The sequence below is a fragment of the Microbispora sp. ATCC PTA-5024 genome, from assembly GCF_000511135.2.
Taxonomy (GTDB): Bacteria; Actinomycetota; Actinomycetes; order Streptosporangiales; family Streptosporangiaceae; genus Microbispora; species Microbispora corallina.
The window spans coordinates 1-25,982 of sequence record NZ_KI866523.1 but is presented as its reverse complement, the minus strand read 5'-3'; the positions used below and the strand labels follow the sequence as shown (position 1 = coordinate 25,982).

22 protein-coding genes are annotated in these 25,982 nt (G+C 72.3%); 15 read left to right on the top strand and 7 right to left on the bottom strand.

The features are described from left to right. Window positions 1–280: 280 nt before the first annotated feature. The 7 genes from pdhA to MPTA5024_RS12505 all read left to right on the top strand — a co-directional run bounded on the left by pdhA (window position 281) and on the right by MPTA5024_RS12505 (window position 8,153). The gene (gene pdhA, locus MPTA5024_RS12535) at window positions 281–1,372 is read left to right on the top strand and encodes a pyruvate dehydrogenase (acetyl-transferring) E1 component subunit alpha (RefSeq protein WP_036324086.1); all 1,092 of its coding nucleotides are present in this window, start codon (window positions 281–283) and stop codon (window positions 1,370–1,372) included. Then, window positions 1,369–2,343, top strand: a complete 975-nt coding sequence (locus tag MPTA5024_RS12530; protein WP_036324085.1) for an alpha-ketoacid dehydrogenase subunit beta — start codon at window positions 1,369–1,371, stop codon at window positions 2,341–2,343. The genes pdhA and MPTA5024_RS12530 overlap by 4 nt, the downstream gene beginning before the upstream one ends. A gap of 15 nt (window positions 2,344–2,358) precedes the next feature. After that, a complete protein-coding gene (locus MPTA5024_RS12525; protein WP_036324084.1) occupies window positions 2,359–3,771 on the top strand; it encodes a dihydrolipoamide acetyltransferase family protein in 1,413 nt (470 codons plus the stop codon). Between the two features lie 83 nt (window positions 3,772–3,854). Then, on the top strand, window positions 3,855–4,616 hold the full coding sequence (locus MPTA5024_RS12520; protein WP_036324079.1) for a hypothetical protein: 762 nt from the start codon (window positions 3,855–3,857) through the stop codon (window positions 4,614–4,616). A gap of 59 nt (window positions 4,617–4,675) precedes the next feature. After that, window positions 4,676–4,969, top strand: coding sequence for a Dabb family protein (locus tag MPTA5024_RS12515; RefSeq protein ID WP_036324074.1), 294 nt, complete (start codon window positions 4,676–4,678; stop codon window positions 4,967–4,969). A 366-nt stretch (window positions 4,970–5,335) separates the two neighbouring features. Beyond that, on the top strand, window positions 5,336–6,850 hold the full coding sequence (locus MPTA5024_RS12510; RefSeq protein ID WP_036324073.1) for a sodium:solute symporter family protein: 1,515 nt from the start codon (window positions 5,336–5,338) through the stop codon (window positions 6,848–6,850). A 13-nt stretch (window positions 6,851–6,863) separates the two neighbouring features. After that, entirely contained in the window at window positions 6,864–8,153 is a 1,290-nt protein-coding gene (locus MPTA5024_RS12505; protein ID WP_051458104.1) for an alginate lyase family protein, read from the top strand. A gap of 80 nt (window positions 8,154–8,233) precedes the next feature. On the opposite strand, the gene MPTA5024_RS12500 is transcribed toward MPTA5024_RS12505, so the two are convergent. Next, window positions 8,234–8,635, bottom strand: coding sequence for a VOC family protein (locus MPTA5024_RS12500; RefSeq protein WP_036324067.1), 402 nt, complete (start codon window positions 8,633–8,635; stop codon window positions 8,234–8,236). A 106-nt stretch (window positions 8,636–8,741) separates the two neighbouring features. Further along, window positions 8,742–10,565, bottom strand: coding sequence for an acyl-CoA dehydrogenase (locus MPTA5024_RS12495; protein WP_036324065.1), 1,824 nt, complete (start codon window positions 10,563–10,565; stop codon window positions 8,742–8,744). Between the two features lie 119 nt (window positions 10,566–10,684). Between MPTA5024_RS12495 and MPTA5024_RS44510 the strand changes: the two genes are divergently transcribed. Next, on the top strand, window positions 10,685–10,846 hold the full coding sequence (locus MPTA5024_RS44510) for a VOC family protein (protein ID WP_442922046.1): 162 nt from the start codon (window positions 10,685–10,687) through the stop codon (window positions 10,844–10,846). A 30-nt stretch (window positions 10,847–10,876) separates the two neighbouring features. Here MPTA5024_RS44510 and MPTA5024_RS12490 read toward each other — a convergent pair whose 3' ends face one another. Next, window positions 10,877–11,326: a hypothetical protein gene (locus MPTA5024_RS12490; protein ID WP_036324064.1), complete on the bottom strand. Its 450-nt coding sequence runs from the start codon at window positions 11,324–11,326 to the stop codon at window positions 10,877–10,879. 85 nt (window positions 11,327–11,411) lie between these two features. Between MPTA5024_RS12490 and MPTA5024_RS12485 the strand changes: the two genes are divergently transcribed. Continuing rightward, window positions 11,412–11,861 carry a GNAT family N-acetyltransferase gene (locus MPTA5024_RS12485; RefSeq protein WP_036324063.1) on the top strand — a complete coding sequence of 150 codons (450 nt, stop codon included), beginning with the start codon at window positions 11,412–11,414 and terminating at the stop codon, window positions 11,859–11,861. An 18-nt stretch (window positions 11,862–11,879) separates the two neighbouring features. Here MPTA5024_RS12485 and MPTA5024_RS12480 read toward each other — a convergent pair whose 3' ends face one another. Together MPTA5024_RS12480 and MPTA5024_RS12475 are read right to left on the bottom strand one after the other, a co-directional pair. Continuing rightward, window positions 11,880–13,904 (bottom strand): molybdopterin-containing oxidoreductase family protein, encoded by a 2,025-nt coding sequence (locus MPTA5024_RS12480; protein ID WP_036324062.1) that lies wholly within the window; start codon window positions 13,902–13,904, stop codon window positions 11,880–11,882. A gap of 35 nt (window positions 13,905–13,939) precedes the next feature. After that, on the bottom strand, window positions 13,940–14,377 hold the full coding sequence (locus tag MPTA5024_RS12475; protein WP_036324060.1) for an RpiB/LacA/LacB family sugar-phosphate isomerase: 438 nt from the start codon (window positions 14,375–14,377) through the stop codon (window positions 13,940–13,942). 48 nt (window positions 14,378–14,425) lie between these two features. On the opposite strand from MPTA5024_RS12475, the gene MPTA5024_RS12470 reads away from it, so the two are divergent. The 6 genes from MPTA5024_RS12470 (at window position 14,426) to MPTA5024_RS12445 (ending at window position 22,478) form a co-directional block, all read left to right on the top strand. Then, on the top strand, window positions 14,426–16,831 hold the full coding sequence (locus MPTA5024_RS12470; RefSeq protein ID WP_232326444.1) for a lysylphosphatidylglycerol synthase transmembrane domain-containing protein: 2,406 nt from the start codon (window positions 14,426–14,428) through the stop codon (window positions 16,829–16,831). Between the two features lie 138 nt (window positions 16,832–16,969). Beyond that, window positions 16,970–17,878: an ABC transporter ATP-binding protein gene (locus MPTA5024_RS12465; RefSeq protein ID WP_036324057.1), complete on the top strand. Its 909-nt coding sequence runs from the start codon at window positions 16,970–16,972 to the stop codon at window positions 17,876–17,878. Beyond that, window positions 17,875–18,648, top strand: coding sequence for an ABC transporter permease (locus MPTA5024_RS12460; RefSeq protein ID WP_051458103.1), 774 nt, complete (start codon window positions 17,875–17,877; stop codon window positions 18,646–18,648). Before MPTA5024_RS12465 ends, MPTA5024_RS12460 begins: the two co-directional genes overlap by 4 nt. Continuing rightward, on the top strand, window positions 18,648–20,060 hold the full coding sequence (locus MPTA5024_RS40815) for a streptophobe family protein (protein WP_036324056.1): 1,413 nt from the start codon (window positions 18,648–18,650) through the stop codon (window positions 20,058–20,060). The genes MPTA5024_RS12460 and MPTA5024_RS40815 overlap by 1 nt, the downstream gene beginning before the upstream one ends. A 10-nt stretch (window positions 20,061–20,070) precedes the next feature. Then, complete coding sequence (locus MPTA5024_RS12450; protein WP_036324055.1) at window positions 20,071–20,781, top strand: response regulator transcription factor; 711 nt, start codon at window positions 20,071–20,073, stop codon at window positions 20,779–20,781. 266 nt (window positions 20,782–21,047) lie between these two features. Further along, a complete protein-coding gene (locus MPTA5024_RS12445; protein ID WP_157099442.1) occupies window positions 21,048–22,478 on the top strand; it encodes a sensor histidine kinase in 1,431 nt (476 codons plus the stop codon). 36 nt (window positions 22,479–22,514) lie between these two features. On the opposite strand, the gene mgrA is transcribed toward MPTA5024_RS12445, so the two are convergent. Continuing rightward, complete coding sequence (gene mgrA, locus MPTA5024_RS12440; RefSeq protein WP_036324053.1) at window positions 22,515–23,540, bottom strand: L-glyceraldehyde 3-phosphate reductase; 1,026 nt, start codon at window positions 23,538–23,540, stop codon at window positions 22,515–22,517. Beyond that, a complete protein-coding gene (locus tag MPTA5024_RS12435) occupies window positions 23,537–25,585 on the bottom strand; it encodes a S9 family peptidase (protein ID WP_036324050.1) in 2,049 nt (682 codons plus the stop codon). Before MPTA5024_RS12435 ends, mgrA begins: the two co-directional genes overlap by 4 nt. Window positions 25,586–25,982 lie beyond the last annotated feature (397 nt).

The following is a 25,982-nucleotide window of genomic DNA, read 5'->3' as shown; positions in this document are numbered from 1 at the left end:
GCCGCGACGACCCGCGCCCCGCCCCCGGAGGCCGACCTGGTACGTCTGGTGCCCGAGGGGTCGGGTGGCCGCGGGTCCTGAGAGAGTGTGGGCGACGGCCGTACGGGAATCGGGAAGGTGTGGAGCTCATGGCGGAGACTTGCGCGATGGGGTGTGACCTCTGCCACGATGTCCGCAGAAGCGGACGGCCGCCCACCCCAGTGGCCGTGCGCGCGACGACCCGGCCTCCCGGCGGTGGCGACCCCACACGTGGACGGCCCAAGACGCACAGGAGTGGCACGTGACAGCCGACGCCCCTCGCGGTGTTGACGCACCCCCGGAGCTCGTACAGCTGCTCACCCCGGAGGGTGAGCGGGTCGAGCACCCCGACTACGACATCGAGCTGACCGCGGAAGAGGTCCGCTCCCTCTACCGGGACCTCGTCCTGGTCCGCCGCGTCGACCTGGAGGCGGTCGCCCTCCAGCGGCAGGGCGAGCTGGGCATCTGGGCCTCGCTCCTCGGGCAGGAGGCGGCGCAGATCGGCTCGGGCCGGGCGCTCACCGACGCCGACATGGCCTTCCCCACCTACCGTGAGCACGGCGTGGCCTGGTGCAGGGACGTCGACCCCGTCAAGCTCCTCGGCCTGTTCCGGGGGGTCAACCACGGCGGCTGGGATCCGGCGGAGCACAACTTCCACCTGTACACGATCGTCATCGGCTCGCAGACGCTGCACGCGGTCGGGTACGCCATGGGCATCCAGCGCGACGGCGCCGAGGCCGCCACGATCGTCTACTTCGGCGACGGCGCCACCAGCCAGGGCGACGTCAACGAGTCGTTCATCTGGGCGTCGGTGTTCAACGCGCCGATCGTGTTCTTCTGCCAGAACAACCAGTGGGCCATCTCCGAGCCCCTGGAGAAGCAGTCGAAGATCCCGCTGTACAAGCGGGCGTCCGGCTTCGGCTTCCCGGGCGTCCGGGTCGACGGCAACGACGTGTTCGCCTGTCTCGCGGTCACCCGGCGGGCGCTGCAGAACGCGCGCGAGGGGCAGGGCCCGACGCTGATCGAGGCGTTCACCTACCGCATGGGCGCGCACACCACGTCCGACGACCCCACCCGCTACCGCCTCGCCGACGAGCTGGAGGCGTGGAAGCTCAAGGACCCGATCGAGCGCGTCAAGGCCTACCTGTTCAAGAACCAGCTGGCCGACCAGGAGTTCTTCGAGAAGATCGACGCCGAGGCCGACGCCCTCGGCAAGGACGTGCGCAGCCGGTGCCTCGCGCTGCCCGACCCCCGGCCGGAGGCGATCTTCCAGCACGTCTACTCGGGGGCGCACGCGCTGCTCGACGAGGAGCGCGAGCAGTACCTCACCTACCTCGCGGGGTTCGAGCGATGACGACACTGACGCTCGCCAAGGCGCTCAACGAGGGGCTGCGCCGCTCGATGGAGGACGACTCCAAGGTCCTCGTCATGGGAGAGGACGTCGGCAAGCTCGGCGGCGTCTTCCGCGTCACGGACGGCCTGCAGAAGGACTTCGGCGAGGATCGCGTGATCGACACGCCGCTCGCCGAGTCGGGCATCGTGGGCACCGCCATCGGGCTGGCCCTGCGCGGCTACCGGCCGGTGTGCGAGATCCAGTTCGACGGGTTCGTGTTCCCGGCGGCCGACCAGATCATCACGCAGCTCGCCAAGATGCCGCTGCGCTCGCTCGGCGCGCTCAAGCTGCCGGTCGTCGTCCGCATCCCGTGCGGCGGCGGCATCGGCGCCGTCGAGCACCACTCGGAGTCGCCCGAGGCGCACTTCACCCACACGGGCGGCCTGCGGGTGGTGGCCTGCTCCAACCCGGCCGACGCGTACACGATGATCCAGGAGGCCGTCCGCTGCGACGACCCGGTCATCTTCTTCGAGCCCAAGCGCCGCTACTGGGACAAGGCCGAGGTCGACCTCGCCGCGCCCGGCCTCCCGCTCGACCGGGCCAGGATCGTCCGGCCCGGCCGCGACCTGACCCTCTTCGCGTACGGGCCGATGGTGAAGACGTGCCTGGAGGCCGCGGCCGCCGCCGAGGAGGAGGGGCGCGACCTGGAGGTCGTCGACCTGCGCTCGCTCAACCCGCTCGACATGCGCGTGCTCGTCGGCTCCGTGCAGCGGACCGGCCGGTGCGTGGTGGTCCACGAGGCCCCCGTCTTCACCGGCTTCGGGGCCGAGTTGGCCGCCCGGATCAGCGAGACCTGCTTCTACCACCTGGAGGCTCCGGTCCTGCGCGTGGGCGGGTTCTCCACGCCGTACCCGCCGTCCCGTCTGGAGGAGTACTACCTGCCCGACCTGGACCGGGTGCTCGACGCCGTCGACCGCTCGTTCGCCTTCTGAGAGGGGGGTTTCCTCATGCTGCGTGAGTTCAGGCTCCCCGACGTGGGCGAGGGCCTGACCGAGGCCGAGATCGTCAAGTGGCACGTCGCCATCGGCGACTCGGTCAAGGTCAACCAGACGATCGTGGAGATCGAGACGGCCAAGGCGGTCGTCGAGCTGCCGTGCCCGTTCGAGGGGACCGTCTCGTCCCTGATGGCCGCCGAGGGCCAGACGGTGGACGTCGGGTCGCCCATCATCGCGGTCAAGACCGGCGAGGACGAGGACGTCCCGGTCACCGGCGGCCTGGCGGAGGACCTGGTGCCCCCGCCGCCCTCCGGTCAGGCGCCGGAGCAGGAGAAGCGGCAGCCCGTCCTGGTGGGGTACGGCGTCAAGGCGTCCAGCACGAAACGTCGTCCCCGGAAGGACTCCGCGGACGCTCCGGCCCCGGTCTCGCCCGCCGCCCCGGCCGTCGCACCCACCGCTGCGCCGGCCGCCGTGGCGAACGGCGGGCCGAGCGCCGTTCCGGCCGGCGCCCCCGGCACGGCCGCGGCCTCCGTGACGCGGGCCCCGGCGACGCGGACGATCGGGGTGCTGGCCAAGCCGCCCGTGCGGAAGCTCGCCAAGGACCTCGGCGTGGACCTGGCCGCCCTCACCGGCACCGGCCCGCAGGGTTCGATCACGCGCGCGGACGTCGAGGCGGCCGTCGGAGCCGCCGCCGTCCCCGCGGCGGCGCCCTCCCGGGCGGCGGGAGCCGTGCGCGAGGAGCGCATCCCCGTGCGGGGGGTCAGGAAGGCCACCGCCCAGGCGATGGTGGCCAGCGCGTTCACCGCCCCGCACGTCACGGAGTTCCTCCAGATCGACGTGACGGAGACGATGGAGGCGGTCCGCCGGCTGCGCCAGCTTCCCGAGTTCGCCGAGGTCAGGGTCTCGCCGCTGCTGCTGGTGGCCAAGGCGCTGCTGACCGCCGTACGGCGGCACCCCATGGCCAACGCGACCTGGACCGACGAGGAGATCGTGGTCAAGCACTACGTGAACCTCGGCGTCGCGGCGGCCACCGAGCGCGGGCTGATCGTGCCGAACGTCAAGGACGCCGACGCCATGTCGCTGCCCGAGCTGGCCCGGGCGCTGGCCGAGCTGACCGAGCGCGCGCGGGCGGGGCGGTGCCAGCCGGCGGAGCTGACCGGCGGCACGATCACGATCACCAACGTGGGCGTCTTCGGCGTCGACGCGGGCACTCCGATCCTCAACCCCGGCGAGGTGGCCATCCTCGCGTTCGGCCAGATCAGGGACATGCCCTGGGTGGTCGACGGGCAGATCGCGGTCCGCAAGGTCACCACGCTGGCGCTGTCGTTCGACCACCGGGTGATCGACGGCGAGCTCGGCTCCCGCGTCCTGCGGGACGTCGGGTCCATGCTGGAGGACCCGCTGCGGATGCTCGCCTGGAGCTGACGCCCCCCAGGGGACCGGCCCGCGCAAGTGGCCTGCAAGATCGGAACCAGTGGCCGACAACCACGGGTTCCTACCGTTGTCCCGTGTACGACATCCAGGACGACCGGGCGGGCCGCGTCCCCGAGGCGCCCGAGGCCGCGCTCCGCGCGCTCACCGTGGTCACGGTGGACCGGGTGCGGCTGCGGCTGCCCGAGGCGGTGACGCTGCTGCGGCAGTGGTCGCGCGAGGGCCGCACGGTCCACGACGAGATCGTCGAGCAGTGCCTGCTGCTGAACGAGGTCCTGGACGACGACGAGCCCCTGGCCGAGGCCGACCTGCGGGCCGCGACCGAGGAGTTCCGGCGCGCCCGCGGCCTGCGCGACCGCTCCTCCACCCTGGCCTGGCTGGCGGAGACGTCGATGACCGGCGAGCAGTACGAGGCGTTCGTCGCCGGGGCCGCCCGGCGGCGGCGCTTCCGGCGGCGGAAGGAGGCGGAGCTCGCCGCCGCGTACCTGGAGGCGCACCGGGCCGACTTCGACCGCGTCCGTGCGCTGTGGGCGAGCGGGCCCCAGCCGGTGAACGGCGAGCTGCTGCGCGGCCTCGGCGGCCTGCTCGGCTGCGGGGAGGCCACGGTCACGCTCGGCGAGCGCTGGGCGGCCGACGTGCCGGCGCCGCTGCGCGACGCCCCGCGCGGGTCCCTCGTCGGGCCGCTCGCGCACGCGGGCGGCTACCTCACCGGTCTCGTCCTGGAGCGGACGGCGTGCCGGGACGACACTCCGACGCTGCGGGCGGCGGGGACGGCCGCCTTCGCCGAGTGGCTCGCGGACCGCCGCCGCCACGCCTGCGTCGAGTGGCACCTGTCCTGACCGCGCCGTTCTCGCCACGTGGGATGATGGGGCGTTCGTACGTCGCGAGGGGGAGGGCCATGTTCCGGCACGTCGTGCTGCTCAACTGGGTCGAGGACGCCACGGAGGAGCAGAAGGCCGAGGTGGCCGAGCGGTTGAGCGGGCTGCCCGCGGCCATCCCCGAGCTGCGCCGCTACGAGCTGGGCGCCGACGCCGGCATCAACCAGGGCAACTTCTCCTTCGCCGTGGTCGCCGACTTCGACTCCCGGGAGGACTACGTCGTCTACCGCGACCACCCGGTCCACCGGGCGATCATCGAGGAGTCGATCGTGCCGATCCTCGCGTCCCGCGCGGCCGTGCAGTACGAGATCTGACCTCGTCGCGTCCTGACGCCGGTCCGCCGGCCGGCGGACGATTCTCCATGGGCCTCCCGAGGGACGGTCACCGATGCCAGGCGGTGGCGGGTCCGTGGTGTACCGATGTCGATATCTCACTCGCCGCACACTTTCACCTCTCGTCATGTGCGAGATCAAGGGCGTGTCAGATAACGATTCAGATACGCGAAGACGGTTCATATACCTGAACAGGCCGTGACCTGCGCCACACTCCCGCGGCCTGCGCCGTACGGGTCCGTGACCTGCGAGCCCGCCATTGACGGCGGCCGGGAGGCGGGCGCAAGGTAACGGGGCCAGGCGGTTCGCGGTCCGGGTGCCGAGCGTTCACCCGGAGGTCTGACAGGCATGACCGCACTGGACTGGCTCGTCCTGGGCGCCTACTTCGTCGTCATGGTGGCGATAGGCGTCTACTCCCACAGCCGCATCGGCAACATCAGCGACTTCTTCACCGCCGGCGGGCGGATGCCGTGGTGGCTGGCCGGGATCTCGCATCACATGTCCGGCTACAGCGCGGTCATGTTCACGGGGTACGCGGGCCTCGCCTACCTGTACGGCGCGACCTCCTACTTCACCTGGGCGTTCCCGATCGCGGTGGGCATCGCCATCGGCTCGGTGCTGTTCGCCCCCCGGCTGAACCGGATCCGCGCGAAGCTCAGGGTGAGCTCGCCACTGGAGTTCCTGGCCCGGCGGTACAACGTGCCGACCCAGCAGGCCCTCGCCTGGTCGGGCGGCCTGCTCAAGATCGTGGACGTCGGCGCCAAGTGGGCGGCCATCGCCACGCTGCTGTCGACCTTCACGGGCCTGTCCCTCAACCAGGGCATCCTGCTGACGGGCGTCGTCACCGCCGTCTACTGCACCGTGGGCGGCCTGTGGGCCGACGCGCTGACCGACTTCGGCCAGTTCGTCATCCAGTTGCTGGCCGGCGTCGTCATGCTCGTGGCCGTCCTCGGCAAGCTGGGCGGGATCGGCGCCATCGGCGGGCTGTGGGACCGGCTCCCGCCCGAGCACGCCCACCCGCTCAACGGCCCGTACACGCTGACGTTCCTGCTCGCGTTCCTGTTCATCAAGACGTTCGAGTACAACGGCGGCATGTGGAACCAGGCCCAGCGCTACATGGCGGCCCCGACGCCCGCGCAGGCCGCCCGCGGCGCCCGGCTGTCGGCGGCGCTGTGGGCCGTCTGGCCGCTGCTGCTGTTCTTCCCCATGTGGGCGGCGCCGCTGCTCGTCCACGCGGTCAAGCCCGACGCGAGCGACTCCTACGCCCTGCTGACCACGCAGCTCATCCCGCACGGCCTGCTCGGGCTGGTGGTGGCGGGGTTCTTCTCGCACACCATGGCGATGGCCTCCTCCGACGCCAACGCGATCGCCTCGGTCTTCACCCGGGACGTGATCCCGGTGCTGTCGAGCAGGGCACGGGCCTGGGACACCCGGGCGAGCCTGGTCGCGGCCCGCGTCACCACGGTCGCGTTCATCGCCCTGTCGATGAGCGTCGCCACCCAGGTCAACAGCCCGGCCCTGAAGGACATCATCACCGTCGTGATCAAGTGGGTGGCGGGCCTCATCGGCCCGATCTCGATCCCGCTGCTGCTCGGCATGCTCCCGGCGTTCCGCCGGTCCGGCCCGACGGCCGCCCTGACCTCCTGGGCCGCCGGTCTGTTCGTCTTCTGGCTGACCAACTACGGGATCAGCGGGGTCTCGACGGCCGTGGCGACCGCGGCCCCCGTCGCGACCTCGCTGGTGCTGTTCACGCTCATCGGGTTCCTGCGGCCGGAGAACACGCCGGACCGCGAGGAGCTCATCTCCACCATCAACACGGACGAGGACAGCGCGGCCCGGCCGCTGCCCGCCGGCGCCGCCTGAGAACGGAGTCCCCGTGCCCCTCCACCGTCTCATCGTCCCGGTGGCCGCCGTCGTGACGGCGGCCACCCTGGCCCTCCTCCCGGGCGCCGCCCATGCCGATAGCGCTCACGGGAGCGCTATCGCCGGGAAGAAGCCGGCCACGCCGAAGACCGTCGTCCTCGACGGCTCCCGGCTGGCCCGCACACGCGACCAGGTTCACCACGTGCCGGCACTGCGCCGGGCCCTGGACGCGCTGACCGGCCAGGCCGACGCCTGGCTGACCGAGGGCCCCTGGTCCGTCACGGACAAGCCCCAGGTCGCGCCCAGCGGGGACAGGCACGACTACCTCAGCGAGGCGCCGTACTGGTGGCCCAGCCGGCCGAAAACTGCAGACAACCCGTGGGGCTGCCCGTACGTGCAGAAGGACGGCGTCCGCAACCCCGCGATCGACGAGATCACCGACCACGCCGAGCGCGGCGAGATGTTCACGGCCGTCTACACGCTCACCCTCGCCTGGTACTACACCGGCAGGGCGGCGTACGCCGAGCGGGCCGCGCTCGACCTGCGGACCTGGTTCGTCGACCCGGCCACCCGGATGAACCCGCGCCTGACCTACACCCAGTTCATCCCCTGCAAGGTGGACGGCCGGGGCATCGGGATCATCGACTTCTCCCAGCAGTTCACCGACATCCTGGACGCGACGGCCATCCTCGACCTGGGGGCGCCCACCTGGACCAGGGCCGACCACGACGCGATGCAAAGCTGGTACGCCGACTTCCTCACCTGGCTCCGGACCAGCCCGAACGGGATCGAGGAGGCCGCGGCCGCCAACAACCACGGGTCGTTCTACGACATGCAGAACGCCGCGCTCGCCCTCGCCACCGGGCAGCGCGACCTCGCCCGGCAGATCGTGGAGGACGCCGAGGCCAAACGGCTGGACGTCCAGCTCGCGGCCGACGGCGGTCAGCCGAACGAGATCAGCAGGACGCGCAGCTGGCACTACTCCACGTTCAACCTGGTCGCGCTGACCCGCCTGGCGGCCGTCGGCGAGCACGCAGGCGTGAACCTGTGGACGTACCGGACGCCTCAGGGCGGCGGCCTGCCGACGTCGATCGACTACCTGCTGCCCGCCGCCACCGGCGCCGCCGCCTGGCTCCACCCGGAGCTGGAGTTCTACCGGTACGCCGCGAGCGACATCGTCCACGCGGCGGCCGACCACGGCGACCGTGCGGCCCGCAAGGCGGTGCCCCTCCTGGAGGCGCCGCCGGGCGGCGACCTGTGGCCGCTCCGCCCCGCGGTGGAGCAGCTCGACCCGATCGGCTGACCGGCTGAACGCGAACGGCCGCCGCCCGTGCGGGGCGGCGGCCGTACGTCCGGAATGCCGGTCAGAGCGGCGACTCCGGCCTAGGGCCAGATCGGGCCCTGGTCGGTCCACGTGACGCCCTTGTTGCGGCACAGGCAGAAGGGGTGGCCGATCGGGTCGGTGTAGACCCGCCAGCCGTAGCCGTCGGGGCCGAGGAAGTCCTGTCGCAGCGTCGCGCCCAGGTCGAGGACGCGGCGCTGCTCGGCCTCGATCTCGTCCACTTCGAAGTCGAGGTGGAACTGCTTGGGGTGCTCGCTGTCGGGCCACTGCGGAGCGCGGTAGTCGTCCACCCGGATGAACGCCAGTTCGATCTCGCCGAACTTGATACCGGCCCAGTTCTCGTGGCTGCCTTCCTTGATCGGAAGGCCCGTCACCTCGGAGTAGAAGGCCGCCAGCTTCATCGTGTCTGGGCAGTCGATGATGAAATCGGTGAGTCGCAGCACCCTGCGATCCTTTCACAGGTGACCGGGCCGCTGACGACCTGGCCGAGCCTGTGCGGGGGAAGGCGGTCTTCGAGGCGCTGTTCGCTCTGGTACCGGCACTGAAGTGCTAGAAGGCCTCCTCGGGAACCTCCATGAGGTCCTGGCCGGTAGCGGCGAGCACGCGGCGCTCGGCGGCGAGCCGGGGCAGGACCGTCTGCGCGAAGAACGAGGCGGCGGCCACCTTGCCGGTGTAGAAGTCCTTGTCGGCCTCGGAGCCGGCGAGAGCGTTGAGCGCCACCTCGGCCTGGCGCAGCAGGAGCCAGGCGAGGACCAGGTCGCCGAGCGACAGCAGGAACCGGGTGGTGTTGAGGCCCACCTTGTAGACCTCCTGCGCCGTCTCCATCGAGGCGATCGCCCAGCCGGCCATCGTGTCCGCCATGGCCTTGACCTCGGCGGCGGCCTCGGCGAGCAGGCCGCGCTCGACCTTCAGCCGCCCGTTGCCGGCCTCGGAGGCGGCGAACGCGTTGATGTCGTTGAGCAGCGAGCCGAGCGCCCAGCCCTGGTTCTTGAGGATCTTCCGGAAGAACAGGTCGAGGCCCTGGATCGCGGTCGTGCCCTCGTACAGGGAGTCGATCTTGGAGTCGCGGATGTACTGCTCGATCGGGTAGTCCTGCAGGAAGCCCGAGCCGCCGAGCGTCTGCAGCGACCGGGCGAGCAGCTCGTACGACCGCTCGGAGCCGACGCCCTTGACGATGGGGAGCAGCAGGTCGTTGAGCGCCTCGGCGTCGTGGTCGCGGCGGCCCTCGAAGTCCGCGATCTGGATCGCGTCCTGGATCGTCGCGGTGTAGATGACCAGCGCCCGCATCGCCTCGGCGTACGACTTCTGCAGCATCAGCTCGCGCCGTACGTCGGGGTGGTGGGTGATGGTCACGCGCGGCGCGGTCTTGTCGGACGACCGGGCGAGGTCGGCGCCCTGCACCCGGCTCTTGGCGAAGTCGAGGGCGTTGAGGTAGCCGGTCGACAGCGTGGCGATCGCCTTGGCGCCCACCATCATCCGGGCGTGCTCGATGACCATGAACATCTGGCGGATGCCGTCGTGCACGCCGCCCACCAGGTAGCCGACGGCCGGGTGCTTCTCGCCGAAGGTGACCTCGCAGGTCGTGGAGACCTTGAGGCCCATCTTCTTCTCGACGTTGGTGACGTAGACGCCGTTGCGCTCGCCCAGCTCGCCGGTCTCGAGGTCCACCAGGTACTTGGGCACGAGGAACATCGACAGGCCCTTGGTGCCCGGGCCGTGGCCCTTGGGCCGGGCCAGCACCAGGTGGAAGATGTTCTCGGCCATGTCGTGCTCGGCGCTGGTGATGAAGCGCTTGACGCCCTCCAGGTGCCAGGTGCCGTCGGGCTGCTGCACGGCCTTGGCGCGGCCGGCGCCCACGTCGGACCCGGCGTCGGGCTCGGTTAGGACCATGGTCGCGCCCCAGCGCCGCTCGACGGCGAGCTCGGCGAACCGCTTCTGGTCCTCGGTGCCGACGTCGTGCAGCAGGTGCGCGAAGGCCGGGCCGCAGGCGAACATCCACACGGCGGGGTTGGCGCCCAGCACCATCTCGGCCATGGCCCACACGAGGCTGCGGGGGGCGGGCGTGCCGCCGAGCTCCGGCTGCAGCTCCAGGCGCCACCACTCCGCGTCCACCCAGGCCTGGTACGACCGCTTGAAGCTCTCCGGCATCGTCACGCTGTGGGTCGCGGGGTCGAACACCGGGGGGTGCCGGTCGGCGTCCTCGAAGGAGTCCGCGATCGGATCCGTCGCCAGCCGGTTCACCTCGTCGAGCACGCTGCGGGCGGTGTCCACGTCCACGTCGGCGAACGGTCCGGTGCCCAGGACGCTCTGCCGCCCGAACACTTCGAAGAGGTTGAACTCCAGGTCGCGGAGGTTGCTCTTGTAGTGACCCATCGTGTTTGCGCTCCTAGAACCAGACCCGGGGTAACGTACTGGTCGGTAACTATAACCAATGCTACCCACGAGTAACCACCCACACGCATGTTTTATGCCACAGATCGGGACGCGTACGGGTGGGTGATCAGGAGGTGGAGCGGCTGCTCGGCCTCGGGGCGAAGGGGCACGAGGACCACCGGACCCCCGGGGGGCCCGGCTGGTTCGCCCTCCTCGACCCCGAGGGCAACGAGTTCTGCGTGTGCCGGAGCCGGGCCGAGCGCGAGGCCGCGGGCGGCTGACCGGGACCGGCGGCCCCGAGTCCCCCGGCCTCAGGAGGCCTGGGCGCGGCCCTTCATCCCGAACGTGATGACGGCCGTCACCAGCAGGACCAGCAGGCCGCCCCACGCGGCGTCCCAGACGGCGCCGAACACGCCCTCGCGGTCGACGACGATCTGGACGGGGATCATCAGGGCCGCCGCCCCGAGCCCCGGGTAGAGGGAGAAGCGCCAGGGGTGGCGCAGGGCCCACAGCCGGGCCTGCCTGGTCACCCGGTCGCCGTCGTGCGGACGGGCGATCGCGCCGATGGCGGCCACCCACGCGAAGAGGCTGATGCCCGAGCACAGGGCCCAGGTCAGGTCGGGCGGTCCGGGGAGGATGACGCCCAAGACGAGGCTGGTGGCCGCGACCGCCCCGCCGGCGATCGTCGCGGCCCGCCAGGGCGCGCCGCGCAGGGCCGCCCCGGCCAGGGACATCTCGTCCATTCGGGTCAGTTCGTTCATGGTTACAGGCTGCCTCCCGCCGCCTCCTCCCGGCATCGGGGAAGTCCCTGACCGCCCCCTGACCCCTCCCGGTTAGGCTCTCGGGATGCCCCTCACCTTCCGTCCGGCCCGGCGCGACGACGTGCCGGCGATCGTGGCCCTGCTGACCGGCGACCCGATCTCCGCGGCCCGGGGACACGCCGCCGCTCCCGACTACGACGCCGCCTTCGCCGCCGTCGACGCCGACCCCCGCAACGAGCTGATCGTGGTCGAGGAGGACGGCGAGGTGGTGGGGACCATGCAGCTCACGTTCATCCCCGGGCTGTCGCGCGGCGGCGCGGAGCGCGCCCAGGTCGAGGCGGTCCGGGTCGCCGAGCGGCGCCGCAATCAGGGGATCGGGCGGGCCATGATGACGTGGGCGGTCGAGCGGGCGCGCGAGCGCGGCTGCGCCCTGGTCCAGCTCACCTCGGACAAGGAGCGGGCCGACGCCCACCGCTTCTACTCCTCCCTGGGCTTCACGGCCTCGCACGAGGGCTTCAAACTGCGCCTCGGCTAGCGTCGCGAGCCCACGACACTAGAGCGGCGCGACGTCCACGAAGTTGTCGTGGTAGACCGCGCCCCGGCCCATGTCGGCGTCGCGCTCGTCGACCACCGCGTTGGGGTTGGCGCCGCCGGCGCTGAGCTTGGGCCAGTGCCCCTTGGGCGCCGCCACCACTCCGGGCGCCACCCGGTCGCTGATCTCGACGTCGGCCGTGAACTCGCCGTTCGCGTTGAACACCCGGACCGGCTGCCCGTCCGTCAGGCCGCGCGCGGCGGCGTCGGCCGGGTTCACCAGCACGCGCGGCCCCTTCGAGCGCCTGAGCAGCTCGGGGTTGTTGGCGAAGGTCGTGTTCAGGAACGTGTGTGAGGCCGGCGTGACCAGCGTGAGCGGATGCGGCCGGTCGCCGGGGGCCGTACGCGCGGTGAGCGAGGGGGTGTACCCGGCGACGCGGGGCAGGCCGGCCGCTCCTGCCCGCTCGGAGACGAACTCCAGCCGCCCGCTCGGCGTGGGGAAGCCCTCGGTGAACGGCACGAAGGGGTCGGCGACGCCGAGCCGGACCCAGCCCTGCTTGCGGATCTCCTCCAGCGAGATCCCGGCCGGGCCGAGCAGCTGCTCGGCGATCTCCAGGTCGGTGTCGTAGAGCGACGGCTCGGTCAGGCCCATCTGCCGGGCGAGGCGGCGGAACGTCTCGGTCGTGGACAGGCACTCGCCCGGCGGCTCGACCGCGGGCTCGTTCCACATCAGGTACATGTGCCCGTAGCCCGCGTGCACGTCCAGGTGCTCGGTCTGCATGGTCGACGGCAGCACGATGTCGGCGTAGTCGACGGTGTCGGTGGGGAACTGCTCCATCACGACCGTGAACAGGTCGTCCCTCGACAGGGCGGCCCTGATCCGGTTCTGGTCGGAGGTCGAGCCGAGAGGGTTGGCGGCGTAGACCCACAGGCACTTCACCGACTCGTCGAGGCCGTCGGCCAGGCGGGTCATGGTGAGCGTCCTGACCGGGTGGGGGAGCAGGTCCTCGCGGGTGTCGGCGCGCAGCGGCACGTGGGCCGAGGTGGAGTAGGCGACCCCGCCGCCCGGGTAGCGCCAGTCGCCGGTGACGCCGGGGATGCAGGCGATGGCCCGCATGGCCGCGCCGCCGCCCTCGTGGCGCTGGATCCCCATCGTGGCCCGGATCCCCGTCGGCCGGGTGTGCGCGAGCCGTACGCCGAGGGCCCTGATCCGGTCGGCGGGCAGCCCGGTGATCTCCGCGACCCGCTCGACCGGGTACTTCGCGATCTCGGCCGCGAACTCCTCCCACCCGAGCGTGTGCCGCTCGATGTAGTCGCGGTCCTCCGCGCCCTCCTCCAGCACGACGTGCAGCAGGCCGAGGGCGAGCGCGGCGTCCGTGCCCGGGCGGATCGGCAGGTGCTCGTCGGCCTGGTCGGCCGTGCGGGTCCTGATCGGGTCGATGGCCACGACGTACGCCCCCGCGGCCCGCGCGTCCTGGACGAACTTCCACAGGTGGTGGCCGCTGGTCAGGGTGTTCGTGCCCCACAGGAGGATCAGCTTCGACAGCGCGAACGTCTCCGGGTCCATGCCGCCGGGCGTCCCGTACACGTACCGGAGGCCGTCGTTGCCGGCTCGGGAGCAGATGTTGAGGTCGTGCCTGGACGCTCCGAGGACGTTCCAGAACCGCCGCCCGGCCTCGCCCGTCTCGCCCTGGACGTAGCCGAGCGTCCCCGTGCCCTGGTAGGGCCAGATCGCCTCGCCGCCGTGCTCCGCGACGATCGCGGTCAGCCGTCCGGCGATCTCCGACAGCGCCTCGTCCCAGGTGATGCGCTCGAACCGGCCCGACCCCTTCGGCCCCGTACGGCGGAGGGGGTACAGGAGACGGTCGGCCGCCCGGGTGTGCTCCAGGTAGCGGTTGACCTTCACGCACAGCGCGCCCCTCGTGTAGGGGTGCTCCCGGTTGCCGCGCAGGGAGACGGCCTCGCCGTCCCGTACGGTCACGACCCAGGAGCAGGTGTCGGGGCAGTCGAGCGGGCAGGCGCCGAGAACGGTCAGGGACGTGTCCATGCCTCAGACGGTAACCCCTGGGTCCGACCGGCCGGTCAGCCGATCTCCCCGATGTGGGCGATGTTGGCAGCGTCCCGCGGGTCGTCGCTCGGCTCACCGGCGAACCAGGCGTCGAGGATCTCCGCGAGCACCTGCTCGGAGGTGAGGCGCAGGCTGAGGGCCAGCACGTTGGCGTCGTTCCAGGTGCGGGCCCCGGCCGCGGTGGGCCCGTCGGCGCACAGCGCCGCCCGCACCCCCGGCACCTTGTTTGCCGCGATGGACGCGCCCGTCCCGGTCCAGCAGCATACGATCGCCTGGTCCGAACGGCCGGCGGCGACGTCTTTCGCCGCCGCGGAGCAACACCATGCCCAGTCGGCACGGCCGCCGGGAGCCAGCGCTCCATAGAGTGTGACTGAATGGCCGCGCCGTTCCACCTCGGTCACCAGCGCTGACGCGATCCCGTCCAGACTGTCCGAGGCAAGGGAAATACGCATGCGGTAATTGTGGACACCGAGTGCGAAGATCGCACAGAATCGCTGGTGGTGAGAGGCATCAAGGAGCAGGACCTAACGTTGGACACTCCTGGCCAGGGAGCTGTCCTCGTCGTCGAGCCTCTGCTGCCGCAGCGGATCCGCCGTCCCTCCGACGCCCTGCGGTTCCTGCTCACGCTGCTGTCCCTGGCCGCCGTCGTGCTGCTGGCCCTGGCCCTCCAGCGGACGCTGAACGGCCTCGAGACCGACGTCCAGGCCGGCACCGGCCGGGCCCCCGAGGTCCTGTCGGCCGCCTCCGGGCTGCTGGGCGGCGTCGCCGTGCTCGTCGTCCCCGTGGCGTTCGCCGTCGAGAGGGTCTTCCACCGCGACGGCATGCGCGTGACGCAGGGCCTGATCGCGGCCATCCTCGCCCTGCTGATCTCGTACGCGATCGACGAGTGGCTGATCCTGTCCGGACCGGCCGAGCTGAAGCAGCTCCTCACCGGCGGCCGGGACGTCGAGCCCCTCAACACCGTGCTCACCCCCGCCATCGCCTACGCCACCGCCGTACGGATGTCGCGGCGGCCGCAGTGGCGGGCCCTGATGTGGATGGCGCTCGGGCTCGACGTGTTCGCGCTGTTCACGGCCACCAAGGTCACGGCGCTCGGCGTGATCCTGACGTACCTCGTCGGCCTGGCCGTGGGCTTCGGCACCCTGTACGGCATCGGCAGCGCCAACACCCGCCCGCCCGGCAGCGCCGTGCTGGCCGCGCTGCGGCGGCTCGGGTTCGTCCCGGTCAGCGCGCGGCGGGTCGAGGACGACAGCTCGGGCAGCCGCCGCTACCTCGTCGGCCTGGCCGACGACCGGCGGCTCGCGGTGACCGTGCTCGACCGCGACCGCCAGGTCGCCGGGATCGTCTACCGGCTGTGGCGCCGGTTCCGGCTCAACACCGAGACCCGCCGCCGGGCCATCCGGTCGCTGCGGGCGGAGCTCGAACGCGAGGCCCTGATGGCCTACGCCGCCCAGGCGGCCGGGGCGCGGCTCCCGCGGCTGCTGGGCACGAGCGAGGTCGGCACCGAGGCCGCCCTGCTGGCGTACGAGCACGTCGAGACCCGCCCGGTCGGCGAGCTGCGCGACGACGAGATCGACGACCGCCTGCTCGGCCAGATGTGGGAGCAGGTGCGGCTGCTGCACGCGCACCGGCTCGCCCACCGGCACCTGACCGGTGAGACCATCCACGTGGACGCCGACCACCGCGTGTTCCTGGGCGACGCCCGCAGCGGCGAGATCGCGTCCGGCGACCTGCTGCTGCGGCTCGACATCGCCCAGTTGCTGACCTACCTCGGCACCCGGGTCGGGCCCGCCCGCGCGGTGAGCTCGGCGGAGGCCGTCCTCGGCGCCGACACGCTCGCGGGGGCGCTGCCGCTGCTCCAGTTGATCGCGCTCAGCCGCGAGACCCGGGCCGCCGTCCGCCGCGACAAGGACCTGCTGCCGTCCATCCGCGAGCAGATCGTCGCGCTCCGGCCGCAGGTCGCGGTGGAGGAGGTGCGGCTCGAACGGTTCCGGCCCCGGACTCTCGTCACGATCATCGCCAGCGCCCTCGCCGCCTACCTCCTGCTGTCGCAGCTCACCAGGATCAACCTGGTCTCGGTCGTGACCAGCGCCAACTGGGCCTGGGGCGGCGTCGCGCTGGTCGCCGCCGCCCTCAGCTACGTCGCCGCCGCGGTCATGCTGCGCGGGTTCGTCCCCGAGCCGCTGCCGCTCGGCCGGACCGTGCTGGCCCAGTTCGCCGGGTCGTTCGTGAAGCTGGTCGCGCCCGCCGCCGTGGGCGGCGTCGCGATCAACACGCGCTACCTGCAGAAGCGCGGCGTGCCGCCGGGCGCGGCCGTCGCCAGCGTCGGAGCCTCCCAGGTCGTCGGCCTCGCCTCGCACATCGTGCTGCTGCTGCTGTTCGGCTACCTGACCGGGACCCAGGCGGCGCCGTCCCTCACGCCGTCCCGCGGTCTGCTCGTGGTCCTGCTCTGCGTCGCCGTGGTGTTCCTGATCGTGCTCGCCGTACGGCCGCTGCGGCGGCTGCTGACCACCCGGGTGCGGGCGATGTTCTCGGGCGTGATCCCCCGGCTGCTCGACGTGGTCCAGTCACCCAGGAAGATCGCGGAGGCCGTCGGCGGCACGCTGCTGCTGACGATCACCTTCGTCGCCTGCCTCACCGCGTGCGTGCACGCCTTCGGCGGCCAGGTCAGCATCTCGGCCGTCGCCGTGGCGTTCCTCGCGGGCAACGCCATCGGCTCCGCGGCCCCCACGCCCGGCGGCCTCGGGGCGGTCGAGCTCTCCCTGTCGGTCGGCCTGACCGTCGCCGGCCTGCCCGGGACGGTCGCCACCTCGGCCGTGCTGCTGTTCCGGTTGATGACGTTCTGGCTGCCCGTCCTGCCCGGCTGGGCCTCCTTCACCTACCTCCAGCGCCAGAACGCCCTCTGAATCCTCTGGGAGTCGCGGCCCCCTCGCCTGGGAGTCGCGGCCCGTCGCGGGTGGAGGGCCGGGCCGCCCGGGATTTCTCCCAGAGGGCTCACAGATCCTCTCAAGGGCCGCCCAGAGCCGTCGGCCAGCCTTCTCCGCATGATTCGGTTGCGACAGCTCACCAAGCGGTACGGCGAGGTCACCGCGGTGGACGACCTCACCGTCGACGTCCGGCCGGGCGTCGTCACGGGCTTCCTCGGCCCGAACGGCTCGGGCAAGACCACCACTATGCGCATGATCCTCGGGCTCGACCGGCCGACGAGCGGGACCGCGACGATCTCCGGCCGCCCGTACGCTGGCATCTCCGCCCCGCTGCGCGAGGTGGGCGCCCTGCTCGACGCCCACGCCGTGCACCCGCGCCGCAGGGCGTACGACCACCTGCTGTGGCTCGCGCAGAGCAACGACATCGGACGCCGGCGGATCGACGAGGTCCTCGCGCTCGTCGGTCTCACGGAGGTCGCCCGCCGCCGTCCGGGCGGGTTCTCGCTCGGCATGAAGCAGCGTCTCGGCATCGCCGCCGCGCTGCTCGGCGACCCGCCGGTCCTGCTGCTCGACGAGCCCGTCAACGGCCTCGACCCCGAGGGCATCCGGTGGATCCGGACGCTCGTGCGCGGCCTGGCCGCCGAGGGCCGGACCGTTCTCGTCTCCAGCCACCTGATGAGCGAGATGGCGCTCACGGCCGACCATGTGATCGTCGTCGGACGGGGCCGCCTGATCGCCGACACCGGGCTGCGGGAGTTCATGCGGTCCCGGTCGCCCGAGTCCGTCCTCGTCCGGGCCGCGGCGGCCGACCGGCTCGCGGGCCTGCTCCGGGCAGCCGGGGCGTCCGTGAGCACCGGCGGCGCAGACGCGCTCACGGTGACGGGTCTCCCGAGCGTGGAGATCGGCCGGATCGCCCTGGCCCACGGGATCGCGCTGCAGGAGCTCACACCCCAGTGGTCCTCGCTCGAGGAGGCGTACCTCGACCTCACCAGGGACGCCGTCGAGTTCGCCGGAGCGTCGTCATGACCGCCCTGGGACTCCTCCGATCGGAGTGGACGAAGTTCCGCACCCTCCGCGCAACCGTCCGCCTGCTGGCCGGGGCCCTCCTCGTCGCCGGGACGTACGGCTTCCTCTTCGGGACGGCCGCGGCCCGGGATTACGCGGCCGCCTCCGCGGCGGCGAAGGCGGCCTTCGACCCGGCCGGCGCCGCCTTCCGGGCCATGCTCCTGGCCGGGGTCCTGGTGAGCGCCGTGGGCGTGCTCGCCGTGACCGCCGAGTACGCCACGGGCACGATCAGGGCCGGGGTGACGGCCGTGCCCCGGCGCGCGTTCCTGGTCGCCGCCAAGGCCGCCGTCGTCGCGCTGGTCCTGCTGCCCGCCGGGCCACTCCTCGCCCTCACGTCGTTCGTCGCGAGCCAGACCGCGCTGGCCGCCCGGGGCACCCCGAGTCTGGCCCTGGGCGATCCCGGCGTGGCGGGCGCGGTCGCGGGCAGCGCGTTGTTCGCCGCCCTGCTCGGCCTGTACGGCGTGGCCCTGGGCTTCCTGCTGCGCCGGTCGGCGGGCGCGATCTGCCTGGGGACGTTCCTCCTGCTGCTGCCGGGGATGGCGTCCCTCCTTCCGCCCGGGGCGGCCCTCTGGGTGGTGACGTGGTGGCCGAGCGCCGCCGGCGCCCAGGTGTTCGCGGTCCATCCCGGCGCCGGGGCGCTCGGCCCGCTCGCGGGGACCGGCGTCCTGGCCGCCACCGTCCTCGCCCTCCTGCTCGCCGCCGTCGCGGTCTTCCGCAGGCGGGACGCCTGATGGCCGCTCTCGCGCCGCGTCGTCTGCTCGCCGAGTCCGTACGGGGGGCCGGTGCGGCCGTGCTCGCCTGGCTCGCGATGGCCGCGCTGTCGGCGGCCTGCCTCCTCGCGCTCGGGACGTGCTCGGCCGGCCTGGTGGCGGCCCTGGTGACCGCGGCCGTCTCCGGCGACGGCCTCGGCCTGTCCGCCGACCTCGGGCTCCTCGTGCACCTGGAGGGTCACGTGGTCGCGGCGCCTCTGGGAGTGGCGTCGGCCGGCGCCGCCTGCCTGGCGTACGGGCTGCTCCGCCGGTCTCGGGCGCTGCCCGGGACCGCGCCGGCCGCGCTCGTCGTGCGGTGCGCCGCGGCGGTGGTCGCCTGCCTCGGCCTGCTCGCCCTCACCGCCGCCCTCGCCCGGGGCGTCGTGACCCTGGACGGCCGCGGCGGGCTGCCGTTCGGCGGTGGGTCGACGGGTGGGGTGCCGTTCGGCGGTGGGTCGGCTGGTGGGATGCCGTTCGGCGGTGGGTTCGCGGGCGGGGTGCCGTTAGGCGGTGGCTTCGCGGGTGGGGCGCCGTTCGGGGCCGATCCGGGGCCTTTTCCGGCGGCCGGTCGGGGGACGGTCCCGGCGCGGTTGTCCCTGGTGGGAGATCCGGGGACCGCGCTCGTGGGGGGCCTCGTGCGGGTCACCGGCCTCGTGCTCGCCTGCCTGCTTGTCGCGCGGCCCTCCCCACTGCGGCCCGCTGTACGGGCGGTCGCCGGGGTGTGCGCGGGCGTGGCCCTGCCGGCGGTGGGGGCCGGAACAGCGGTCGTGCTGGTCGCCGGCGCCTCGTCGGGGTGGGGCATGCCACGGGCCGCCGGGCTGGCCGTGCTGGGCGGGCCCAACGTGGCGCTCGCGGCGCTTTCGGAGGCCCTGGGCGTGCCCTGGTCCCCCGTGGTCGGGCGGCCCGGGCCGGCCCTGTGGCCGGTCGGTCTCGTCGTCCTCCTGGCGATGGGCGTGCTGTCGGCCCTACCGGCCGCCCGGGAGCCGTCCGTAGCCGGTTCGCGAGCGCTGCGCCGGCCGCTCGCGCTGCGCACGGCCCTGGCGCTGCGCCGGCCGCTCGCGCTGCGCACGGCCCTGGCGCTGCGCCGGCCGCCGGCGTTGCGCACGGCCCTGGCGCTGGGCGCGGTCATGGCGGTGGCGGCTCCCGTGATCACTTTGGTCTCGGGCGTCTCGGTCGAGGCGGCCGTCGAGGTGGCCGGTCACACCGTGCGGACCGTCCAGCTGGGGTTCGCCGGCGACGCCGTACGTGCGGCCTGGCTGGGCGCGCTGGAGGGCGGAGCGGCGGGGTTCGCGGGGGCCCTCGTCCTCGACGCGGTGCGCCGGTTCCGGGCTTCGCGCGTACGACGGCCTTACACGGCGGATCCCTATCCTCGACACGACGCAGCGCGCCGGTGAAGGAGGCCGCATGGAGAGGCAGCGTCTGCTGGTGGTCGACGACGAGCCGGTGGTCCGCGAGCTGCTGTCGGCGACGCTCCGCTTCGCGGGGTACACGGTGGCGAGCGCGGCCACGGGAGCGCAGGCCATCGACGCCGCCCGCGCCGAGTCGCCCGCCCTGGTCCTCCTCGACGTGATGCTTCCCGACATGGATGGGTTTGAGGTCATCCGCCGGTTACGTGAGCTTCCCCGGCCGCTGGAGGGCGGGCGGCCGGGGACGGTGCCCGTGTTGTTCCTCACGGCCAGGGACGCCACGGCGGACAAGATCAACGGGCTGCGGCTGGGCGGCGACGACTACGTGACCAAGCCGTTCGACCTGGAGGAGCTGCTCGCCCGGATCGAGGCCGTCCTCCGGCGCGCGGGCCTCGCCCCGGACGACCGCACGCTGCGGGTGGCCGATCTGGAGCTCGACCCCGACGGCCACCAGGTGGTCAAGGCAGGACAGCCGGTACGGCTGTCGCCCACCGAGTTCCGCCTGCTGCACTACCTGATGCTCAATGCCGGGAGGGTCGTCTCCAAGGCCCAGATCCTCGACCACGTCTGGCAGTACGACTTCGCCGGCGACTCCAGCATCGTGGACACCTACGTCAGCTACGTCCGGCGGAAGGCCGACACCGCCGAGCCCAAGCTGATCCACACGATGCACGGTGTGGGGTACGTCCTGCGCAAGCCACGCCCATGACGCCTCCCCAACGCCATCCGGGCCGTTTTCTGAGGCGCCTGTCCCCGCCGGACCCATCCCCGGCCGCCGGTTCGCCGGGCGACCGGTGTACGCGGCCCCTGTCCCCGGCCGCCGGGTCGCCGGGCAGCAGGTCCCCGGGCGGCGGGTCCCCGGGCGGCGGTTCCATGGTGGGCGGGCCTCCCGGCCGCGGTTCCGCCGGGGGCGGGTCTTCCGGCAAGCGATCTCTGCGGGGTCTTTCCCTGCGCGGGCGGCTTCTGCTGACCACGATGGTCCTGCTGACGGCGGGCCTCGCGGTGAGCGGCGCGGTCGCGGTGGCCACACTCCGGGCGCACCTGATCGATCGGGTGGACCAGCAGCTCACCCCGATCGCGACGTTGCTGACGCGCCTGCCTCCCGGCCTGCTGAACCTCCCGGCCACCGAGCAACGCCGGCAGGCCGTGCGCCTGCTGCCCGGGATGGACCTGATCGACCAGGTGTACGTCGCCTACCTGGGACCGGACGGCACCGTACGGCAGGCCGCCGGCCTCTGGCCGCAGAACCTCCGGCAGCCGCCCGATCTGCCCCGCCTCGACGCGGCGGCGGTCAGCCGCCTGGGAGGCCAGCCGTTCGACGTCCCCGGAGGCGCGGGCGACGGCTCCTGGCGTGCGGTCGCGCAGCCGTCTTCGGCCCTGGGGCAGGTGGCAGGCGACGGAAGCGTGGTCGTGGCCGCCTCGCTGGCCGGGGTCAGGTCGACCGTGGGCCGGCTCACCGTCGTCTGCGCCGCGACCGGCGCCCTCCTCCTGACGTCGCTCGCCCTCATCGGGTGGTTCGCCGTACGCCGGGGGCTGCGGCCGCTGCGCGAGATCGAGGAGACCGCCGCCGCCATCGCGAAGGGCGACCTGTCTCGGCGGGTGCCCGCCCTGGCCTCGCCCCGTACGGAGGTCGGCCGTCTGTCGGCGTCGTTGAACGGCATGCTCGGCCAGTTGGAGACGGCCTTCGCCGAACGCGAGCGGTCGGAGGCGCGGATGCGGCGGTTCGTTGCCGACGTGAGCCACGAGCTGCGCACGCCCCTCTTCGGGATCAAGGGCTTCGCCGAACTGCACCGGATGGGCGGCCTGCCCGACGTCGACCGGACCCTCGGCCGGATCGAGAGCGAGGCCGGACGTCTGGCCGGCCTGGTGGAGGACCTGCTGCTGCTGGCCCGCCTCGACGAGGGGGAGGGGGCCATGCCGATGGAGCTGGCCCCCATGGACCTGCGGACACTGGCCGCCGACGCCTACCACGACCTGCGCGCCCTCGACCCCGACCGGGAGGTCACGCTGACCGGTCCGGATGGAGGCGCTCCCGAGGAGGCGCAGGTCCACGGCGACGAGGACCGGTTGCGGCAGGTGGTGGCCAACCTGGTGGGCAACGCCGTCGCCCACACCCCGCCGGGCACCGCCGTCCGCATCGGCGTCGGCAGAATCGGCGGCCAGGGTGTCCTGGTGATCGAGGACGTAGGGCCCGGTCTGCCGCCGGGGGAGGCCGCGAAGGTGTTCGACCGCTTCTACCGCGTCGACGACTCCCGCAGCCGCTCGGCCGGTGGCGGCGCCGGTCTCGGCCTCGCGATCGTCCACTCGATCGTCACCGCCCACGGAGGCCGGGTCGAGCTGACGACGCCTCCAAGCGGCGGCGCCGCCTTCCGGGTACTCCTCCCCGCAGCCCCGCCCTCGACCTGACCCGCGTACGGCCGGAACAGCGCCGGGTGCGGACGATCAGTGGGAGCTGGAGGTCGCCCACAGATTGATGCCGGACTCGACGGCGTCCTTGTCGATGGCCTCGAGCTCCTCCTTGGTGAAGTCGAGCCGGTTGACGGCGTCGAGACTGTCGTCGAGCTGCTCCACGCTGCTCGCGCCGATCAGCACCGAGGTCACCCGGCTGTCACGCAGGGCCCACGCGAGCGCCATCTGGGCGAGCGACTGACCCCGCTTCTTGGCGATCTCGTTGAGCGTCCGCACGTGACGCAGGGCCTCGTCCGTCAGCAGCGAGGGGTCGAGCGACTTGCCCTGCGCCGCCCGCGAGTCCTTCGGAATGCCGCCGAGGTAGCGATCGGTGAGCATGCCCTGCGCCAGTGGAGAGAAGGCGATGCAGCCGACCCCGGCCTCCTCCAGCACGTCGAGCAGGCCGTCCTCGATCCAGCGGTTCAGCATCGAGTAGGACGGCTGGTGGATCAGCAGCGGCGTGCCCATCTCACGCAGGATCTGGGCGGCCTCCCTGGTCCGTTCCGGCGAGTAGGACGAGATCCCGGCGTAGAGCGCCTTTCCGGAGCGGACGGCGTGGGCGAGCGCGCCCATCGTCTCCTCCAGCGGCGTCTCGGGGTCGAAGCGGTGGCTGTAGAAGATGTCGACGTAGTCGAGGCCCATCCGCTTCAGCGACTGGTCGAGGCTGGCCAGCAGGTATTTCCTGGATCCCCAGTCACCGTACGGCCCGGGCCACATGTCGTACCCCGCCTTGGTCGAGATGACGAGCTCGTCCCGGTACCTGGCGAAGTCCTGCTGGAAGAGGTGGCCGAAGTTGATCTCGGCGGAGCCGTACGGCGGGCCGTAGTTGTTGGCGAGGTCGAAGTGGGTGACGCCGCGGTCGAAGGCCCGGCGGAGGATGGCCCGCTGTGTCTCGATCGGCTTGTCGTCCCCGAAGTTGTGCCACAGCCCCAACGACACCGCGGGCAGCCTCAGCCCGCTGCGCCCGGTCCGGTTGTACGGCATGGGCCCGTACCGGCCCTCGGCAGCCGCGTAGCTCACTCGGTCACTCCCACTCGGTCGAGGATCCAGGAGAGCGCGAACGCCTCCTCACGCCATGCGTCGTAACGGCCGCTCCGGCCGCCGTGTCCCGCGCCCATCTCGGTCTTCAACAGGAACGGCCCGCCGTCGGCCGCCTCCCGGAGCCGCGCGATCCACTTCGCCGGCTCATGGAAGAGGACACGGGTGTCGTTCAGGCTGGTGATGGCCAGGATCGGCGGGTAGCGCCGGCCGTCGACGTTCTCGTAGGGCGAGTAGGACTTCATGTACGCGTAGACGTCGGGGTCGTGCAGCGGGTCGCCCCACTCGTCCCACTCGATCACCGTCAGCGGCAGCGACGGGTCGAGGATCGTGTTCAGCGCGTCCACGAACGGGACCTCTGCCACGACTCCCGCGAAGTCCTCCGGGGCGAGGTTGGCCACCGCGCCCATCAGCAGCCCCCCGGCCGAGCCGCCACGCGCGATGATCCTGCTCGACCAGCCCTCGGACGTGAGGTGCCGCGCGCACGCGACGAAGTCGCTGAACGTGTTTTTCTTGCGGGTCAGCTTGCCGTCCTCGTACCACCGCCGGCCCATCTCGCCGCCGCCCCGGACGTGCGCCACCGCGAACACGAGCCCGCGGTCGAGCAGCGACAGCCGTGCCACCGAGAAGTAGGGGTCGATGGACGTCTCGTAGCTGCCGTAGCCGTAGAGAAGAGTGGGGGCGGGCCGGCCCGTTCCCTTCTTGACCACGATCGAGATCGGGACGTGGGTGCCGTCCTCCGCCGTCGCCCACTCGCGGAACTGCTCGTAGTCGCCCGGGTCGTAACCCCCGAGCACGGGCCGCCGCTTCAGCAGGATCAGCTCACCCGACGGCAGGTCGTAGTCGTAGACCGACGGCGGCGTGATCATTGAGGTGTAGCTCAGCCTGAGCCGGCTCGTCTCGAACTCCGGGTTCCCGCTCGGCGCCGCGTCGTAGATCGGCTCCGGGAACGGGATCTCGTACGGCTCCCGCCCCTCGCCCGGCAGGATGCGGATACCGGTCAGCCCGTCGCGCCGGAAGTGCACGACGATGTGTCCTTCGAACGCGTCGACGTCGAGCAGCCGGGTGTCCTCGCGGTGCTCGATGAGTGGCGTCCAGGCCGACGGGTCGTCGATGGACGCGGTGGCGAGCTCGAAGTTGACCGCTCCGTCGTTGTGCAGGACGAGGAAGCGGTCCCCCGCATGGTCGACCGCGTACTCCACGCCGGTGCGCCGCGGCCTGACCACGGTGAACTCCCCGTCGGGCCGGTCCGCGTCCAGCACCCGCACCTCGCTGGTGATCTTGCTGCCGGCGCTGAGCACCAGGTAGCGCTGGCTCCGGGTCAGCCCGATGCCGACCCAGAACCGCTCGTCGTCCTCCTGGTAGACGAGCACGTCCTCACCGGTCGAGCCGAGCGTGTGGCGGAACACGCGGTACGGCCGCCAGGCGTCGTCGATGGTCGTGTAGAAGAACGTCGAGCCGTCGGCGGACCAGGCGCCTCCGTAGAAGACGTCGGTGACCTCGTCGGGGAGCAGCTCGCCCGTCCGCAGGTCCTTGAAACGCAGTGTGAACCGCTCGTCGCCGCGGAAGTCCGTCGAGTACGCGAGCCTGGTGCCGTCCGGGCTGACCGCGCTGGTGCCGATGGAGAAGAACGGACTGTCGCCGGCGAGCTCGTTGCCGTCGAGGAGGACCTGCTCCCCGGGGAGAGGCTCGCCGGGCTTCAGCTCGGGCGGGCTGTCGCCGTCGGCCGCCACCCGGCACTGGATCCCGTACTGCTTGCCCTCTTCAGTGCGGGAGTAGTACCACCAGCCGCCCTTGCGCGTGGGCACCGACAGATCGGTCTCCAGGGTGCGGCCCTTGATCTCCTGGAAGATGGTCTCCTGGAGGTCCTTGAGGTGGCCCGTCATCTCCTGCGTGTAGGCGTTCTCCGCCTCCAGGTGCGCGATCGTGTCGGGATCGTCCTTGTTGAGCAGCCAGGCGTACTCGTCGATCACGGTGTCGCCGTGATGCGTGCGCTCGACCGGTACCTTCTTCGCCACAGGCGGCATGTCGCTCACCCGGGAAAGTCTATGTTCGCCGTGGTCCCGCCACCGCGCACCGCTCTAGCCTGTGGATAACTTCCCCAGGAGGAACGACGGCGCCCTCGTTCCAACACAGGTGACGCTCCTCGCGCGCGCCGTACGCGTCACACGCGCGGCTGGAACAGGCCGGGTGATGGGAACGTTGTTCGCTTACTGGGTCTGGTGGTGTTCGGGGCCTGGTAATCTTCTCGTGTCGGCGCGGTTCGGCGCCCCTCTCCTCGATCATCTCGGTGGTTGTGTGATGGGTGTCGCCGGGTTGGTGTGCCGGCGCTCCCCTCTGGTTTGGCCGACTCTTGCTGCCGAGTTGTGTTGGTGGCTGCGGTCGGGTAAGTTAGAGGGGTTGTCCTGGAAACGGGACGGTGGG

What these genes read in the sequence shown, in the direction of transcription:
- MPTA5024_RS12490 (WP_036324064.1), bottom strand. Translation starts at nt 11,326, where the DNA reads ATGAACGAACTGACCCGAATGGACGAGATGTCCCTGGCCGGGGCGGCC.
- MPTA5024_RS12460 (WP_051458103.1), top strand. Translation starts at nt 17,875, where the DNA reads ATGACCGCCCTGGGACTCCTCCGATCGGAGTGGACGAAGTTCCGCACC.
- MPTA5024_RS12525 (WP_036324084.1), top strand. Translation starts at nt 2,359, where the DNA reads ATGCTGCGTGAGTTCAGGCTCCCCGACGTGGGCGAGGGCCTGACCGAG.
- MPTA5024_RS12485 (WP_036324063.1), top strand. Translation starts at nt 11,412, where the DNA reads ATGCCCCTCACCTTCCGTCCGGCCCGGCGCGACGACGTGCCGGCGATC.
- MPTA5024_RS12495 (WP_036324065.1), bottom strand. Translation starts at nt 10,565, where the DNA reads ATGGGTCACTACAAGAGCAACCTCCGCGACCTGGAGTTCAACCTCTTC.
- MPTA5024_RS12530 (WP_036324085.1), top strand. Translation starts at nt 1,369, where the DNA reads ATGACGACACTGACGCTCGCCAAGGCGCTCAACGAGGGGCTGCGCCGC.
- MPTA5024_RS12480 (WP_036324062.1), bottom strand. Translation starts at nt 13,904, where the DNA reads ATGGACACGTCCCTGACCGTTCTCGGCGCCTGCCCGCTCGACTGCCCC.
- MPTA5024_RS12515 (WP_036324074.1), top strand. Translation starts at nt 4,676, where the DNA reads ATGTTCCGGCACGTCGTGCTGCTCAACTGGGTCGAGGACGCCACGGAG.
- MPTA5024_RS12450 (WP_036324055.1), top strand. Translation starts at nt 20,071, where the DNA reads ATGGAGAGGCAGCGTCTGCTGGTGGTCGACGACGAGCCGGTGGTCCGC.
- MPTA5024_RS40815 (WP_036324056.1), top strand. Translation starts at nt 18,648, where the DNA reads ATGGCCGCTCTCGCGCCGCGTCGTCTGCTCGCCGAGTCCGTACGGGGG.
- MPTA5024_RS12445 (WP_157099442.1), top strand. Translation starts at nt 21,048, where the DNA reads ATGGTCCTGCTGACGGCGGGCCTCGCGGTGAGCGGCGCGGTCGCGGTG.
- MPTA5024_RS12475 (WP_036324060.1), bottom strand. Translation starts at nt 14,377, where the DNA reads ATGCGTATTTCCCTTGCCTCGGACAGTCTGGACGGGATCGCGTCAGCG.
- MPTA5024_RS12510 (WP_036324073.1), top strand. Translation starts at nt 5,336, where the DNA reads ATGACCGCACTGGACTGGCTCGTCCTGGGCGCCTACTTCGTCGTCATG.
- MPTA5024_RS12465 (WP_036324057.1), top strand. Translation starts at nt 16,970, where the DNA reads ATGATTCGGTTGCGACAGCTCACCAAGCGGTACGGCGAGGTCACCGCG.
- MPTA5024_RS12435 (WP_036324050.1), bottom strand. Translation starts at nt 25,585, where the DNA reads ATGCCGCCTGTGGCGAAGAAGGTACCGGTCGAGCGCACGCATCACGGC.